16 protein-coding genes are annotated in these 16,638 nt (G+C 40.8%); 12 read left to right on the top strand and 4 right to left on the bottom strand.

Annotated elements, in window-relative coordinates:
- Positions 1-23 precede the first annotated feature (23 nt).
- The 10 genes from ACIQCO_RS08220 to ACIQCO_RS08175 all read left to right on the top strand — a co-directional run bounded on the left by ACIQCO_RS08220 (position 24) and on the right by ACIQCO_RS08175 (position 7,782).
- Positions 24-476: an SRPBCC domain-containing protein gene (locus ACIQCO_RS08220; protein WP_400427352.1), complete on the top strand. Its 453-nt coding sequence runs from the start codon at positions 24-26 to the stop codon at positions 474-476.
- Positions 477-485: 9 nt separating this feature from the next.
- Complete coding sequence (locus ACIQCO_RS08215; protein ID WP_400427351.1) at positions 486-611, top strand: hypothetical protein; 126 nt, start codon at positions 486-488, stop codon at positions 609-611.
- 243 nt (positions 612-854) lie between these two features.
- On the top strand, positions 855-1,802 hold the full coding sequence (locus ACIQCO_RS08210) for an NADP-dependent oxidoreductase (RefSeq protein WP_400427350.1): 948 nt from the start codon (positions 855-857) through the stop codon (positions 1,800-1,802).
- A 229-nt stretch (positions 1,803-2,031) separates the two neighbouring features.
- Positions 2,032-2,901: a hypothetical protein gene (locus ACIQCO_RS08205; RefSeq protein WP_400427349.1), complete on the top strand. Its 870-nt coding sequence runs from the start codon at positions 2,032-2,034 to the stop codon at positions 2,899-2,901.
- Between the two features lie 74 nt (positions 2,902-2,975).
- Entirely contained in the window at positions 2,976-3,731 is a 756-nt protein-coding gene (locus tag ACIQCO_RS08200; RefSeq protein ID WP_400427348.1) for an ABC transporter ATP-binding protein, read from the top strand.
- Positions 3,706-4,437, top strand: coding sequence for an ABC transporter permease (locus ACIQCO_RS08195; protein WP_400427346.1), 732 nt, complete (start codon positions 3,706-3,708; stop codon positions 4,435-4,437). Before ACIQCO_RS08200 ends, ACIQCO_RS08195 begins: the two co-directional genes overlap by 26 nt.
- Before the next feature lie 12 nt (positions 4,438-4,449).
- On the top strand, positions 4,450-5,910 hold the full coding sequence (locus tag ACIQCO_RS08190; protein ID WP_400427345.1) for a sensor histidine kinase: 1,461 nt from the start codon (positions 4,450-4,452) through the stop codon (positions 5,908-5,910).
- On the top strand, positions 5,907-6,599 hold the full coding sequence (locus ACIQCO_RS08185; RefSeq protein ID WP_400427344.1) for a response regulator transcription factor: 693 nt from the start codon (positions 5,907-5,909) through the stop codon (positions 6,597-6,599). The genes ACIQCO_RS08190 and ACIQCO_RS08185 overlap by 4 nt, the downstream gene beginning before the upstream one ends.
- Positions 6,600-6,790: 191 nt before the next feature.
- Positions 6,791-7,312 carry a DUF2269 family protein gene (locus ACIQCO_RS08180; protein ID WP_400427343.1) on the top strand — a complete coding sequence of 174 codons (522 nt, stop codon included), beginning with the start codon at positions 6,791-6,793 and terminating at the stop codon, positions 7,310-7,312.
- Between the two features lie 20 nt (positions 7,313-7,332).
- A complete protein-coding gene (locus ACIQCO_RS08175) occupies positions 7,333-7,782 on the top strand; it encodes a DUF6220 domain-containing protein (RefSeq protein ID WP_400427342.1) in 450 nt (149 codons plus the stop codon).
- A 224-nt stretch (positions 7,783-8,006) separates the two neighbouring features.
- Here ACIQCO_RS08175 and ACIQCO_RS08170 read toward each other — a convergent pair whose 3' ends face one another.
- The gene (locus ACIQCO_RS08170) at positions 8,007-8,639 is read right to left on the bottom strand and encodes an NUDIX hydrolase (protein ID WP_400427341.1); all 633 of its coding nucleotides are present in this window, start codon (positions 8,637-8,639) and stop codon (positions 8,007-8,009) included.
- A 178-nt stretch (positions 8,640-8,817) separates the two neighbouring features.
- Between ACIQCO_RS08170 and ACIQCO_RS08165 the strand changes: the two genes are divergently transcribed.
- Positions 8,818-9,330: a DinB family protein gene (locus ACIQCO_RS08165; protein ID WP_400427340.1), complete on the top strand. Its 513-nt coding sequence runs from the start codon at positions 8,818-8,820 to the stop codon at positions 9,328-9,330.
- Between the two features lie 89 nt (positions 9,331-9,419).
- On the opposite strand, the gene ACIQCO_RS08160 is transcribed toward ACIQCO_RS08165, so the two are convergent.
- Positions 9,420-10,436 carry a S66 family peptidase gene (locus ACIQCO_RS08160; RefSeq protein WP_400427339.1) on the bottom strand — a complete coding sequence of 339 codons (1,017 nt, stop codon included), beginning with the start codon at positions 10,434-10,436 and terminating at the stop codon, positions 9,420-9,422.
- A gap of 123 nt (positions 10,437-10,559) precedes the next feature.
- Positions 10,560-12,704, bottom strand: coding sequence for a bifunctional metallophosphatase/5'-nucleotidase (locus ACIQCO_RS08155; protein WP_400427337.1), 2,145 nt, complete (start codon positions 12,702-12,704; stop codon positions 10,560-10,562).
- Positions 12,705-13,046: 342 nt separating this feature from the next.
- Here ACIQCO_RS08155 and ACIQCO_RS08150 point away from each other — a divergent pair, with 342 nt between their 5' ends.
- On the top strand, positions 13,047-14,201 hold the full coding sequence (locus ACIQCO_RS08150; protein WP_400427336.1) for a PQQ-dependent sugar dehydrogenase: 1,155 nt from the start codon (positions 13,047-13,049) through the stop codon (positions 14,199-14,201).
- Between the two features lie 40 nt (positions 14,202-14,241).
- Here the strand turns inward: ACIQCO_RS08150 and ACIQCO_RS08145 are convergent, their stop codons facing one another.
- On the bottom strand, positions 14,242-16,497 hold the full coding sequence (locus ACIQCO_RS08145; RefSeq protein ID WP_400427335.1) for an outer membrane protein assembly factor BamB family protein: 2,256 nt from the start codon (positions 16,495-16,497) through the stop codon (positions 14,242-14,244).
- Between the last annotated feature and the right edge of the window lie 141 nt (positions 16,498-16,638).

The raw sequence follows: 16,638 nt of genomic DNA, 5'->3' as shown, positions 1-16,638 counted from the left end.
AAAAATGAGGAGGGATTTTGTTGATGAAGGATCTGAAGTATGTATTTTATATTGGCGGAAGTCCAGAGGATGTATGGAAGGCATTAATCTCGCCGGAGGGAACAAAGCAAATTTATTATGGAAGTGTGATCCGATCCACCTTTCAAGTTGGAGATTTGTTGGAATACGTTGGCCCGGGGGCTGATGGCGATGAAACGGTTCATGTTTATGGGAATGTATTAGAGCATGTCCCAAATCAAGTACTCCGTTTTACCCACTTTGCCGGAAAATCTTACACGAAAGATGATAAACAGGAATATGAATCTAGAATTTCCTATCTCTTAGAGCCAGTTGGCGCGTGTACGAAGTTAACCTTCATTCATGACAAATGGCAGGAAGGGGATCCTCATTACGAGAACAGTGATGCTGCATGGTGGATGATCCTTAGTAACACAAAGACATTAGTAGAAACAGGCAAAACACTTGATTTAGAATAATAGTGCTTAATGACTATACAAATGATGAAAATTAGCTCAGCCGAAAGCTATTATATTGAAAACCCAAATCCAGCCGCCGAATTCGGTATGGATGCAAACTATACCAGTATATTCGAACGGCTTTGGCGGGGGTGAAATGATTTGATATATTAGTCTGCTTTGGTCTGCGCTATTATTTAATAGAATTAGTTAATAAGTGTCACAAGTTTCTCCTATATTCCAATTAATCATCCTAAAGTTGTAGAAAAATCCAGCCCTTTTGCCGAAGTGAAAAAGGTTATAAAATTGTAAGATATTAAACAGTCGATGTTAAGTGACATCATAACTTTTTGGGGAGAAAATAATAAGCAATAGAATAAAGCGAAGGGGGCTACTATTATGACATCAAAAATGATGCAAGCGATTCAGGTTTATCAATATGGTGGGCCAGAAGAACTGAAAATAGGGAATATACCGTGTCCAGAACCAAAGGAAGGGGAAGTGCTAATTCGCGTTGAAGCGGCAGGTGTACTTCCGCTTGATTGGAAAATCCGACGAGGGTTAACTAAAAATATTATTCCTGTTCACTTTCCTTATATACCTGGCTCTGCTTTTTCCGGTGTGGTTGAAAAACAAGGGCCAGGGGTTACAGACTTTCAAATAGGACAATTTGTCTTTGGTCGGGCTAAAGGAACCTATACTGAATATACCATTTCATCCGTCGATGAACTCATTCCTATGCCGGAAAATCTTACTTTTACAGAAGCTGCTACTATTACAGGTGGGGCTGCAACTGCCTATAATGCTCTATTTAATGAAGGAAAACTAGTGTCTGGTCAGAAAGTGCTCATCCATGGTGCTGCCGGAGGAGTTGGTTCATTTGCGACACAGTTTGCTCACTGGAAAGGAGCGAACGTCATCGGGACTGCCTCAAAAAAAAATCTAGATTTTATCCGTCTTCTTGGTGCAGATCATGTGGTAGATTACATCAAAACTCAGTTTGAAAAGGTTGTAAAGGATGTTGACCTAGTTTTAGATACGGTAGGTGGCGATACTCTTCAGCGGTCTTTATCCATTATCAAACCCGGTGGAACGTTGATTTCGCTTGTGGAACAGCCTCCAATAGATAAGGCTAAGGAACTTGGAATTAATGCGAAAAAAAATAGTAGTTTGGCCTCTAAGGAGGATTTAAGGGCGATTGCAGATTTAATTGCTCAGAAAAAGATTAAAGCTATCGCTGATAAAATATTTACATTAAATGAAGTCCAGCATGCACATTCAGTGAGTGAAATGGGACATGGACGAGGACGGATAGTGCTTCAAATTGCCGACACATTAAGCAGATAAAAAAGAAATAGAGCATTATTCTAATAAGCCCTGATAACAAAATGTTAGTTATCAAGGGCTTTTTTTCTTTTCGAGAATAATCTTTCATTCAGATTTTATACTTTTTTTAGAATTGCTTTAGAGGCGGTTTAGACATGGAAGGTATCATGAATGACAGAAAGCTTTGGTAGGCCTAATTCGGAGGAAATGCAGCCAAGGCTTTACACTAAATAATTTAGGAGGTTTATCAATGAAAAAGAAATGGATGACGGCGGGAGCAGGATTAGGAATCGGGGCGGTACTGCTTTTAGCAAGTGGTTTTTCCGCAATGGCAAACACATCCGGTTATGATGCTTACAAAACAGCGCTGAAAAATACGAAGGCAGAAACAAGCATAACAACGAATGTTGACTTGACGATAACAGATAACGGAAAAATGCTTGTCACAGGGGCTGCTGACTTGAAGGTAAATATGGAGCAGAAATCAGGAAGCGTGGCTGCAACCATTGGAGATTCTACCGAAAAGCGCTCAATCAATGTATTTAGGCAAGATGGAAAGGTCATTTTTAAAAGTAGTGAAAATGATGTTTATAAGGTCAAGGAAATGAATGCTCCAAAATGGCAGCGCAACGGGGATCATTCGAATCCGCCGAAAGTGGTGGAGCAAGTAATCGGGACATTGCTAGGGAATATTAAGGACCTTGCGACAGTAGAAAATCAAGCAAACGGTGGCAAGCATGCGGAACTGCATCTTTCCGGAGACCAGGTTCCTGCAGTAGTAAATGGGGTGGGAACAATTGTTGTATCTAAGATTGCGAATCACGAAATAAACGAAAAAACCCCAGACTGGATGACCAACATGCCGAAATTAACAGACAATATTAAGGTTGAAAAAATCGATATGGATGCTGAAATTAGCACAAAAGATATCCTGGAAGAGCAAACGGCAAAAATCAATATTTCCGGTACAGATAAATCTGGGAAAAAACATGAGCTGACTATTACCATTCATGTCGATTACTCTGATTTTAATAAAACTGTACCTGAACATATCGATTTAACGGGTAAGAAAATAGAGGAAATCAAAAATAAGGGAATGAAGCGCGGCTGGCGTCATTAAAAGGCAGGCAGCCGGATAGCGAAACGTCTGGTTGCCCTCTCTTAATATAAATCTGAGGAAGGAATGATTGGAAAGTGGATATTGTATTGGGGATAAATGGAATTACTAAACAATATAAGAATGGCCGTGGTGTACGGGATATCCGTTTTGACATCGCGAAGGGAGATATCTTCGGTTTAATTGGACCAAATGGGGCTGGAAAAACGACTCTATTAAAAATCATTATCGGGTTAATTCGGCCGGACCACGGAAGTGTCACTATTTTCGGGAATAATACGACTGATCAGTTCGAACAAGCGATGCAACAAGTCGGGTGCATAATTGAAACGGCTGATGCTTATGAATATTTGAGTGCTTACGATAATTTGAAACTATCAGCTCGTTTTTATCCGGAACTGCCAAAGACTAGGATTGACGATGTACTGGAACAGGTTGGTCTAGCTCCATACAAGAAGGAGAGGGTAAATGGTTTTTCGCTCGGAATGAAGCAGCGGTTGGGATTGGCTTCAGCCTTGCTGTCGAAACCAAAGCTAGTAATTTTGGATGAACCGACAAACGGTCTAGATATCGAGGGCATCGTCAATTTCCGAAACACGATTCAGCAGTTAGCGCACGAACATGGGATTACCTTCTTGATTTCGAGCCATATGATTACTGAACTTAGTCTTATTGTCAATCGAATTGGGATCATGCAAAACGGCCAGATGATACGTGTTGGTGGCGTGAATGAATTAGTGGAGCCAGGCATTACGTTAGAACAGTATATTGTTTCCCAATTACACACATCAAAGGAAGGAGATCATGATGATCATCGCCAATATTATAAATGAGACGGAAAAATTATGGAAACATAATAGGACAAAGGGATTTTTGCTACTTGCCATTTTGCTCCCAGTGATATCTGCTATTATCCTTCTTTTTTTGCATAATAATTTGGGGCTTGGCAGTAATCTTCCCATGTTGATGCTTCGGTTGTTCACGTTTTCCTTACTTCCGTTGTTTTTGTTTATGTCTGCATCAGAATCTTTTTCAGGTGAAGTGGCATCAAACACATTAAAGCTGGGGCTTGTTCGCCCAATTACAAGGGCGAAAGTGTTTTCATCGAAAGTGGCGGCTATCAACATCTTTCTAGCCATACTTCTCGGGGTGTTAATGATTACGACGATCATTTCGGGATGGTTGGTTCCGGGGGGAAATATCACGAGTGGTTTTCTCGATATCATCACGGCCTATGCGGCAGCGTTTTTTCCGCTAATGGCAATTGGTTTCGTTTCGGTTTTCATTGCCCAATTTTTTAACAAAAGCAGTGGAGCCTTTGTAACGATGATTCTCATTTATACTGCTGCAAAGTTCGTACCGTTCATATTCCCGGCACTTTCAGTATGGTCGATCTTTTCCTACACAAACTGGTATGTACTCTGGATTGGAAACGGGGCCCCTTTTGCGACGCTTGCCAACTCGTTTATTCTGATGCTTTCATATTGTATAATGGCTTATTCAGCAGGTGTGATTCTATTCGAGGAAAAACAGCTTTAAGGAGATTCGCCCATGTCCATCAAGAAGAGACTATTGCTTTCCTATATTGCTATGACGATTATTCCTGTCGTCCTGTTTGTTTTAATTGCTACAACGCTAGTTTCAGCTTTTTATAAAGGTATGGCAGGTACAGAGGGTGGAAAGGGAATGCCGGCCTTTTGGGAAACGGCCAACCAACGCCGAGACTTGATTGCCGGAGTCAAGTTTATGACGCAAACAGATCCTGACCGATTTACTGACAGCGAGTTTTTGAAAAAAACCGACGTCCAATTGAATCGTTTGCAAACTGGTCTTGTGGTGATGAAGAATAACCAAGTCAGCTTTACTTCATCCTTTGTGAATAACCTTCATCTAAATACAGAGATTCAAGAGCTGCAAACTAGTCAGACCAGGGAACGTTGGGGAAAAAGTCGTTATTCTATTGAAAAATATAAGATTACCTACAGCGATGGCACTGCAGGTACTGTATATTTGCTTTCTGATTTAAAGTCATTTTTTAATGAAGCAAGGAAGTTCTTTCCGTTGCTTTTGTTATCTCTCCTATTGGTGATCGGGCTAACCAATGGGTTTCTTACTTTTTTAGTTTCCCGCAGTTTCATTAAACCTTTGTACACGCTCAAACATGCTGCGGAACAAATAAAAGAAGGGAATCTTGAACAGGAAATCGTTTTAAAACGGAATGATGAAATCGGGGAACTGGGTGCTTCTTTTGAGGAAATGCGCATCAGGTTAAACGAGTCTATCCATCTTCAACTGGAGTACGAAGAAAACCGTAAAGAATTAATCTCCAACATTTCTCATGATTTAAAAACACCGATCACCGGAATTAAAGCTTGCGTTCAAGGCATTCAGGAGGGTATTGCGGATACCGCCATGAAACAGGAAAAATATATCAATATGATTGCGAAAAAAGCGGAAGATATGGATCATTTGATTGACGAATTGATGTTGTATTCTAAACTTGATTTAAACCGTTTGCCGTTTCATGTGGAGCCGATCGATCTTCATTTGTTTTTGCAGGATTGTGTGGAAGAATTGCGACTTGACCCGCGAATGGAAGAAATCAATCTAACATTTTTTGTTGAAACCGATAAGCCGGTTCCTATCTTGGGCGACCGTGAAAAGCTGCGAAGAGTCATGATGAATATCATTGGTAACAGCTTAAAATATATAAACAAGGTTCAAAAGGAAATCAGGGTGGAATTGTTCGACGACAAGACGAAAGCTACGGTACATATCCGAGATAACGGGCCGGGAATCGAAAGTGGTGCACTAAGCCATATTTTCGATCGTTTTTACCGTGCAGATCCATCAAGGAATACAGAAACGGGAGGATCCGGCCTTGGACTTGCGATCGTCAAACAGATTGTCGAAGGGCAAGGCGGAAGTGTTTGGGCAGAAAGTCAATTAGGGGAAGGAACTAGCATTTATTTTACACTGCCAAAGACCAATAATGAGGGTGAACATGAGTGAAACGAATTTTAATCATAGAGGACGATCAGGTAATTGTGGAAGTGGAAAAAGATTACCTAGAAGCTAGCGGCTATCAGGTGGAATTTGCCACCAGTGGGGAACTGGGCCTCAAAAAGGCCTTGGAGGAGGAATATGATCTGATTATTCTCGATCTCATGCTTCCACATACCGATGGATTCGAGATTTGCAGACAGGTTCGTATTAAGAAAAACATTCCCATCTTAATGGTATCAGCCAAAAAGGAAGAAATCGATAAAATACGCGGTCTCGGACTTGGGGCAGACGATTATATGACCAAGCCGTTCAGTGTTGGCGAACTAGTGGCGAGGGTTAAAGCACATCTAGCTCGTTATGATCGATTAATGACAGATAACCAGGTGAAACAGATGGACGAAGTCCAAATAAGAGGGATTCGCATTGATAAGTTATCGCGTAAGGTTTATATAAATGAAACGGAAGTTCAGTTCACCTCGAAAGAGTTTGACCTTCTGCTATTCTTAGCTATCCATCCAAATCGGGTTTTCAGCAAAGACGAGCTGTTTGAAAAAATCTGGGGACTGGATTCTATGGGAGACAACGCCACAGTCACTGTTTTTATTGGCAAACTGCGTGAAAAAATTGAAACGGACCCATCAAAGCCGCAATATATTGAAACAATTTGGGGTGTTGGGTATCGTTTTAATGTTTAATTGTGGTGGAAAAATTGAGCTATATGGAATTCTTAGCGGCCTTTTCACAAACCAGTGAAGGTCGTTTTGTTTTTTCACAAGAGAACAACCTTGCTATTTTTATACTTTTTTTAGATTTGGTTTAGAGACCTTTTAGAGACACCTATTAACATTAATAACGGAGAGGGTTTTGAAGAAAGGAGTTTCCATGTATGAAAAGACTTAGCATTACTAAGAGAAAATGGTTGCTAATCCTTCATCTATTGTTTTCGGCCATTATGTTAGGCGTGGCATTCGTTTTTCTGATATTTAGTATAACTGCTGCCACCACGGATGACGCGGGTGTGTTTAAAGCGTGTTATAGCAGCATGTATGTGCTTGCCAAGACATCTGTCCGCGCTTCGACGATTGGAACGGTTGTAACAGGAATTTTACTATCCGTGCTGACCAAATGGGGATTATTCAAATATTACTGGATTATCGTCAAAGAAGGATTAACCCTTTTCTCAATAGTCCTTGGGCCCATCGCTATGTATTTCTTAACTCTAAACGCGGTAACGTTGACAACAAATGATGGGTTCAATGCTCTTTTGGATCCAGCGTTTACGGTAAACAAGTGGCAGATGTGGATTGGAATCATCCTCCAGATCATTTCTCTTGTTTCCATGTTCGTAATTTCGGTCTTCAAACCGTGGGGGCCGCGAAAACAGAAACAGCAGTCAAATTTTGCTTGAAAATGAAGGGGGGAGAGAATGTGATTAACAAAAAAGGTAAGGATAAGGGGCGCAATATGAAAAATAGTGAAGAAGAGATAATATCTTCAGGCGTGCGTACTGGAAGGTTTATATATGGATTACTTGCAGCGGGTTACCTTGTATGTATCATACTGCAAGTGTTTTTTGCAGGAATGGGACTATTTGTAGACTCCGATAATTGGCAGATGCATCGCGTCTTCGCAAATTATTTTGAGTTTGGTGCCATTCTAATGTTTTTGCTATCGTTTTTCGGACGAATTCGTGGAGGGCTCCGCTGGCTGCCTTTAGGTCTATTTGTCCTAACATCCTTGCAGCACATGACAATTCGAACGTTTTCCGGTTCATTCCGGGCACTGCACACGATTGATGCGTTGCTGTTATTTTGGATTTCGATATACTTAATGAAACGCTCATGGAAGTGGCTGAGGTTGGGAAGGAAAGAAGGTTAACGAATTAAAGGGGCTGGGGTGTGACACAAGTGAAACATAATGAAAAGTTGGAGGATATTGGTCGTAGTATTTTTTGGAGTCAACATTCCCTTTGTGGCTCCCTATTTTACCCTAAATCTTGCTAATAGCCGTTTGTTTGCGAAATGCCTCATTTATTTGCAAACCCAAAAATCAGGCGAACTGTGTTAGGTACTGTCCGCCATTTTGAAACAACGCAATATGGTTTAGCGTCGTTCATTTAGTTTTTCTTGTATCAACTGAATAATCGTTTCATAATATGAAAGCCCATGCGGAACAAAGGAATTTGTCCCAGCCATTCTATCAATAACTAATTTTTGCCCATTTGGATCAATCTCAAATCCTTTTATGTGTACGTTTTGTTTAGCTCCTGTCCAAAGGTCAATAAAATCAGTAAACTTCACTTTGATGACACCTGAAACTTCTTCTTCTTGTAAGCTAAATACATCAAAAGCCAGATTCTTTTTATATAAAAATGTGTGTGCAAGTTCATTATCAATTAAGTCCTCATGGTTGACACAATAATTGATGATCCCTAATGGTATAAGCTCTGAAAAAGTAACATCAATTCCTAATTCTTCTTTGATCTCTCTAATGCCATCCAATGCCGATTCATGGGCTAATAAGTGTCCTGCAGAGGTAATATCGAACAGATTCGGATGGTCTTTTTTCATTTCACATCGAAGCTGCAGATAAAGATAATCGATTTCTTCTTCACGGCTAACAATCCAGCAATGAAAGGACTCATGCCATAGCCCGAGTCGGTGAACTTCCTTCCTAGTTGCTACTCCAATAGGATTCCGATTGGTATCAAAAACTCTTACTTGCTCATCTTCCATTATCAGATCTCCTTGTATATAAGTATTCTATATATATAGAATTTCTATGTATAGAGAATACTCTATTCATACTTTTCGTGCAACTATTTTCACTTGTGCCTATAGAAAAAAGGAAAATACGACTTCTTTAGAGAAAATGTAAATAGAATAAAATTATAAAAAGGCAGGTGTTTTACCAATGAAACAGGATACGCTGCGTTTGTATGATTACCATGTTTGGGCGAATAAGCGGGTTTTTAACCATTTAAAAGAATTGCCTAGTGAAGTTTATCAACAGGAAGTAAAAAGTGTGTTTTCAAGTTTGGAACAGGTCGTGATCCATCTTTTTAAAACAGATGTAGTTTGGTTGTGTGCGATGTCAGACAAAAATTATGAAGAAATACAGCAGTTTGTTGGAAAGTATTCCACGGAAATGGAAAATAAAACTCTCGAAGAAATGGAAAGAGAGTATTTGAAATTCTCGGAGCAATATACAGATTTTCTAAGCAGCCAAGATGATTTAGACGCCAATAAGACGCTTAAACATCCGATGTATGGTCAACTGGAAACACGGATTTCAGAATTGGTCCAGCATGTCGTCAATCACGGCACCTACCATAGGGGAAATATTACGGCTATGCTGCGTCAATTAGGGTATCCTGGCCCATCTACAGACTATATCTTTTACTTGTATGAAAAACGGGGGAATTAGAAATCACATGAATCCACCTTTTAATTTTGAACATAAAAAGGCAACGCCAGAGTTGCCTTTCTTTACGGATACATTCTACTCGAATTCCATTATGGCCGGAAAAATTGCAAAACGGTTCCTTTTCCTTCTGCAGCCTCAACCTCAGCATAAGCGCCATTGATAAAGGTGATTTGCGGTGGAACGTGGCCGCAATCAATGTCGTAAATAATCGGTATGTCGAGTTCATCAACCAAGTCTTGATAAACATCCTCCACCGTATAGTTATCGACCGGCGTATTTGCTGGGCTTCGGCCGAACATCAAACCTGAGCAATGGTCAAACCAGCCGGCTAACTTCATTTGTACCAATGACCTTCGTAAATCAGCAGTGTTCATTTCGCAGTTTTCCAAATACCAAATAACTGGCTCTCCATTGATATGTTGATTTCTAAAGCTTTGAACATCACCAAACGGTGTGCCGATTAGATGCCTGATAATATCAATACATCCGCCAAGTAAACGACCTTGCATCTTCACATTACGATTTGAGACAGTTTTCCATTGAGTTTTTTCTGTTAAATGAAAAACACAAGGAGAGGGATCAGCGTGATTCCATTCCTTCTGATATTGATCCGAGGAATGTTGTAGGACAGATTCACCCGTTTCTGTTGATAATACCGACTCCCACATGGCTGTCGTTTCGTCTGAAAATTCCCCTCGTAAATCAATTAGGTTTGTCCCGTGAGCGGTTGCGATTCCTGTCTTCAAAGTGATGGCTAAGAGTAAGCCGCTAATATCGGAGTATCCTAATACCCACTTATTTTTAATATTTTCATAGTCAATATGTTCGAGAACTTCCATCAATAGCTCACCGCCCCAAGGAGGAATGATGATGTCGGTGTCACTGTCAGCCATCAGCCCATTAAATTCGGCTGCCCGTTTTACCGCAGGTGCAGATTTTGCCTTGTAATGCGACCACACAGTATCGCCGCATAAAACTTGAAAACCTTTCTGCTCTAATCGGCTGCATGCAAGTTTGACGAGTTCGTGTAATTCAGTAGCTACTCCTGAAGAAGGTGCCGTTACCCCTATTGTCGCTCCGTTCTTTAAATGTGGATATGTAATCATGGAAATCCCCTCCTAACCTATTTAGATGATTTTACCAAAAATCATGACCGAAGTTAACCTACTTTTCTGCAAAAAAAACAGCGGTCTTCTTTACAAAAGAAAACCGCTGTTTTTATGTCTAAACTAACTTGCTTTTAAGGCAGGGAACTCATCTCCGCTAATTGCTGTTCGATGTTCAATGATGTATTGGAGCATGAACATGATTTCTTTTTTATCTACTTCTTCCAAGTGCTTATTTGGGAGCTGGCTAATACGCAAGTAGATTTTTTCAAGAGATTGATAAGCTTTATTTTCCTTATCTTTTTCAAATGTTTTTATTACGTCTTCTAATTGAGCGATAAGGGAAGTTTTTATTCCTTTATTCCCCTCTGCTTGTTGTACTAAAGCAATCGTATTTTCGATTGTCGCAGATGAAATGAATACTTCTAAGGTTTTTGTCTCTGAAACATTATGCACTTTATCAATTGCACGATATTGAACAGAGTTTTTACCCTCTTTATTTACAGTAAGCCCATCTTCATAACGGTTCCAAGTGACACCGTTATCCAAGCTATACTCAATATGCGAAACACCAATACCTGCATCTGTTGCTTCCAAGGCAATGGTAACATCATGAAGATAGGACCCGTTTCTGAAGTCGGCATCAGGTAATTTCGCATCCGCTAGTTCAGGAGCTTTGGTATCTTCCGATATTCTTCCTTCTGCAGCATAATGGATTGGTCCATTAATGCTTTTCACGAAATTTACAGTGGCTTGTAAATCTTCAGGTCCTTGAATTGGGTTTTTGCCATATTGACGAATTTTATATTTATCAGTCGCATGTTCGTACATGTAATTGTTGACCGTAAGTGAATACGTCTTATTTTTATCAATTGGCGTTCCATCTGGAAGATAGATGTTCACGACTTTGTTTGTCGCACTATTCCATGTATAAGAGAAACCGCCAATGGAAACGTCCGGTCCATAGGATGAAATTTGAGCATTTAAAATCGGTTCCAATGCAGACCCTGGAATCGTGACACTTATCAGAGTGTTATTAAAGGGCTGGATATTGAAAAGATTCTCCCAAGTAATTTCGCCTTTACCGAGAATGTCACGAATTCCTCCACCGTTCATTAATGCAAAATCAGACTTCATTTCATAATTCATTCCGTCTGCAATCAAGTTTCCTAGCGCATTGTCACCAATGATACCTTTTATCGGATAGCCGCCATTCATTGGAACGGAGGCAACTCCAACTACTTCATTTAATATTGGCCCGACCATTTCATGATATTTGGCTAAAATAGCACTGACTTCAGGATCGGGAGTTACACCTTTTTGAATAACATCAACAATTTCCGCTTGTTTTTCAACAATATCACCTGTAACAGGATCAATTTTCAAATCAATGTCTGCAAAAGCCTTTCCATATTCCCAAGCTTGGACAATTAGCTTGTTGTCTACAATCGCATTAAGTTTCACATGGTTATGGGCGGCAATAATAACATCTACCTCGTCATCTGCGCTCTTCGCTAATTTGGCAATTTGACCTGTTGCCGTTTCGCCGCTTTGATCTCCGGGAACATGAGCTAAAACGACAATTGCTTTAATTCCTTGCGCTTTTAGCTCTGCCGTATATTTATTAACCGCAGCTGTTTCGTCCGTGAAACGAATATCCTTAATTCCAGTAGCCATCACCATATTGGGTGTTTCAACCGTTGCTACACCAATAAAGCCTATTTTTACACCAGCCACTTCTTTAATGGCATATGGATCAAATACTAGCTTTCCGGTATCTTTGTATTCCACATTAGCAGCAACAACTGGAAAGTTCATCCCTTTATATCCTATTGTGCCGTTTGGATGGTCACCGCCATGCACCATCCGAAGGAGTTCTTGTGTACCTTCATCAAATTCGTGGTTCCCCACAGTCCCTACATCGAATCCTATCGCATGCATGATTTCGACAGTTGGTTCATCTTGAAGCAAGGCTGAAACTGGAGAGCTTCCGCCAATCATATCTCCAGAATGGATAATCAGCGTGTTATCTGGATTGGTTGCTTTACGAGCTTTTAAGTAAGTAGCCAAATAATCTGCGCGACCATAATTCTCATTATTAACTGTTCCTGTTACATCGATTTTTCCATGTAAATCGTTTACAGATAGCAATTTAACAGACACAGTGTCTTCTGCATGCGCACGAATGGAAATACTAGAGAAGATTGGTAGAACCAGCGCAGCAATAACTAGTAAATTAAAAAACCTCTTAAAAAATATGTTTCTCATTATGTCGCTCCTCTTCATTTATGATGACGACCCTATTATAATCTGAGAATTTATCTAGAATATTAAGCTAATGTAAATTTTCAACAAAACAGTTATTCTTTCCTAGAATATTGACCCAAGAATAGTTCCGTAGAACTGCTTCTGGTTCATTCGAAAGGACAGAAACAGGTACTAAAGATGTGAATCATGGTTTTAAGGCAAAACCTCTTAACTATTGGTGCCCTGATACCCGTTGCTTAACGTTTTAACTCACCGAGGGTCAGGCATATCTTTTTGAAAGTGTTTAAATAATCCGAAATTTGTCTACACTGTTGGAGAAAATTATTATTTTGAGGTGGTATTTTGAAAAGGGTAGTATTTTTTAGTGTGCTGGGTGTTGTTTTGGCAGCGGGGCTTGGGATTGCATTGTTTTGGAATGATAAAGATGACGCAGGTGATGCCGGTAAAAAACAGGGTTCCTTTCAGCAGGATGCAAATGAGGTAATCAAAAGGGCGGTAGAGGTAGCGGTTTCGGATGATGGGAGTGTCAATGCGAATCACTTGAACATCCCATGGACGATTAACAAGAATGGCAGTTGGATTTTCTTAAGTCAGCGGGAAGGTTCGGTCATTCAAATTGACGGAAATCTTGGCTTAGTAGATGTGCAGAATGTAAAGGTTTCAGAGGAGATTTTCCATGAAGGGGAAGGTGGTTTTCTCGGATTTACGTTAGCACCTGATTTTGCGACAACAAAGATGGCATTTGCTTATCATACCTATAAGAAAGACGGTAAGACGCTAAACCGAATCATTTCGCTCAAACTGAAAGACCATACGTGGAAGGAAGAAAGAGTCCTTTTAGATGGGATTCCAGGCGGCATGGTAAATAACGGCGGCCGGATTAAAATTGGCCCTGATGGAATGTTATATGCCACTACAGGTGATGTTGGCCAGTCGAACAATGCACAAAAACTTGACAGTTTAGCTGGAAAAATTTTAAGAATGAATGTAAATGGCGGTATCCCGGCGGACAACCCATTTAAAAATTCGTATATTTACTCTTATGGTCATCGTAACCCACAGGGATTAGCTTGGGATAATGGTAAAAATCTCTATAGTTCAGAACATGGAGAATCAGGTCATGATGAAATTAACCTGATTCAAGCAGGGAAGAATTATGGATGGCCTGTTATTCAAGGGGATGAAGAAGCAAAGGACATGATAAAGCCGATGATTCAATCCGGTTATGAAACTTGGGCGCCATCAGGTATGGCTTTTAATGATGGAAAACTCTTTGTCGCTTCATTAGCTGGCAAGAAAATATTTACCTATGATCTGGCCAATAAACAATTTCAAGAGTTTTACGGAGATGCTGGCAGATTAAGGGATGTGCTGGTAGAGAACAATGAGTTGTATACGATTACCAGTAACCGAGACAAACGCGGGAAACCAACAGAAAAAGATGACCGTTTAATTCATCTTTCATTAACAGAAAAGGCATCTACTAATAAAAAATAATCAAAAAGGTAATCGTCCAGGACGATTACCTTTTTTTGCATTATCCGCCGCTAAGGCTCTTTACATATTTGGAAACTGCTTGAATTTCATCTTTACTCAACGTATCTTTAAACGGAGGCATCTGGCCTTTTCCATTTGTCACCTGTTTAATGATGGCATCCAGATCCATTTTTGTCTGTTGTAAATTTGGACCATTATGTCCACCCCCGCCGCCTGCACCATGGCAGGCCAAGCAATTGTTTTTATAGACAGTTTCTCCTTCTGCCGTGGTGGTATCTTCTTTTTTGGTTTTATTTTTATCAGCAGCTTGCTGCTTTTCTGTTTTAGCAGCCTTATTCTTGACTGGTGATGTATTTATTTTATCCTTAGGAATATCCTTGACAGATCCATATTGACCCTCTAATGAAAAGGTATAGATTTTATCACCATGTTTTGTACCCGCTAATGTATTTCCTGCGGCGAAGATGGAGATATACTGTTTCCCATCGACTTCATAGGTGATTGGCGGGGCATTTGCGCCGGCATCCATTTTAAACTCCCATAATTGGTCACCCTTGGCGGCATCATAGGCAATAATCCGTCCATCATTATGCCCTGTGAATACCAGGTTTCCTTTTGTGGTTAAAAGGCCGCTGTAGGCGATTGCATCCCACTTCTTTTGCCAAACGATTTTATTCGTTTTAATGTCGAGTGCGGTCACGGTGCCGCGGCTTGGGGACTTTTCTACCGGCTGCCAGACACTTCCGATATACTCCTTCCCTTCTTCAAACCTGTCTTTTTCTTCTTCCGCATAATGGGCATAGGCGAAATAATTATCATTACCAAGGACATAAAAATACTCTGTGTTCGGGTTATAGGCAGATGGCGGCCAGTTCGCTCCCCCTTGAGGCGACGGTTTGAGGGTCACCGGCTTATCCCAAAACGGAGTAAAGATACTGCCAATCTCACCTTTAAAATCCTTTGGCAGATCACGTTTAACATCTTCCTCCGTGACCGCCTGCGGTACAAAGGCATCCCCAATTGGAAATGGCTGAGTAGGAGAGGTTTTTTGGTTCGCATTTTGCGGAACAGGTTTTTCCTCTATCCCAATCAGCGGCTTCCCGTTAGTCCGGTCCAAAATGTAGAGCCACCCTGTTTTCCCGGCCTGGGCCATTCCTTTTTTCATCTGTCCGCCCATTTTCACATCAAATAGAACAACAGGGTTGGCAGGATCCATATCCCAAATATCATGATGGACCTCTTGAAAATGCCATCTGTATTCGCCAGTATTGGCGTCCAAGGCGAGAATGGAGTCGGCAAATAAATTATCACCTTCTCTTTTACTGCCGTCCAGGTCTGGGGAAGTATTTCCGGTTGAAAAATAAATGAGTCCTAATTCCGGATCAATGGCTGGCGTCTGCCAAACCGGGGCACCGCCTGTCAACCAGTTCCTGCTATCCTTCGGCCAGGTATCGCTTCCTTTTGCGCCTGGAGCAGGCAGCGTATAGCTTCTCCAAACTTGTCTGCCTATCTCTGAATCATAGGCAGCTACATACCCTCTTATTGCATACTCACCGCCAGCAATCCCCGTATATACCTTGCCATCATAATAGAGGGGGGCGCTTGTAATGGTATAGCCTTTCTCCCAATCATCGACCCTGGTTTCCCATAACACCTTCCCGGTCTTTTGATCTAAAGCGACCAGTCTTGCATCCAATAATCCTACAAAGACTTTTCCGTCACCTAATGCCACCCCGCGGCTAGTCCATCCGCAGCAGACAGTATTTAACCCTTCCGCAAGCTGGGGGCGATATTCCCAAATCATTTTCCCCGTTTTAGCATCGAGGGCTTGGACTTGATTGGCTCCTGTAGTGGTGAACATGACTCCATCATAGACAAGCGGAGTTGCTTCACCCGAATATTTAAATTCCAAACCTGAACCTAGGCTCGTGACCCATTCTACTTTTAAATTCTTTACGTTTGAGGCAGTGATTTTATCTAGTGGGGAATATCTGTTATTGCGAATATCTCCCCCGTTTGTTGGCCAATTCCCAGTTGGAGGTTTGGTCAGTTCATCAGCTGCAAACTTTGGTGCAATCTTGGCTTTGTAATCCATATGCTGATAAGAACGATAGTCGGTGCCTACCAATTGATCCTTCGGCTTACTATCATCCATTTGCTGTGCGCTGTCCTCACCCTTGTTTTCCTTTTTTATTTCCGATTTCGTCTCATTTTTCTTAGAAGGTTTTTGGGTAGTGGTACACCCGGAAACAATCAAAAACAATGACGCAATAATAATCCAAACAGACCTTTTCACCTATTCAACACTCCTTTCTATACCTTTTACTGTAATTTGCCCGTATATTGATAAAATACTCGAAATTGATTCAAGGGGAAGGCACGAAAAGTACGCTGGTTGGGAATTGGAGTAAAGATGTAATCGTAAACTTCGCACTTA

This window comes from Neobacillus sp. NPDC093127 (genome assembly GCF_044754175.1).
Lineage (GTDB): Bacteria > Bacillota > Bacilli > Bacillales > Cytobacillaceae > Neobacillus.
The sequence above is the reverse complement of the archived record's forward strand: the minus strand, read 5'-3'. Positions and strand labels throughout refer to the sequence as shown.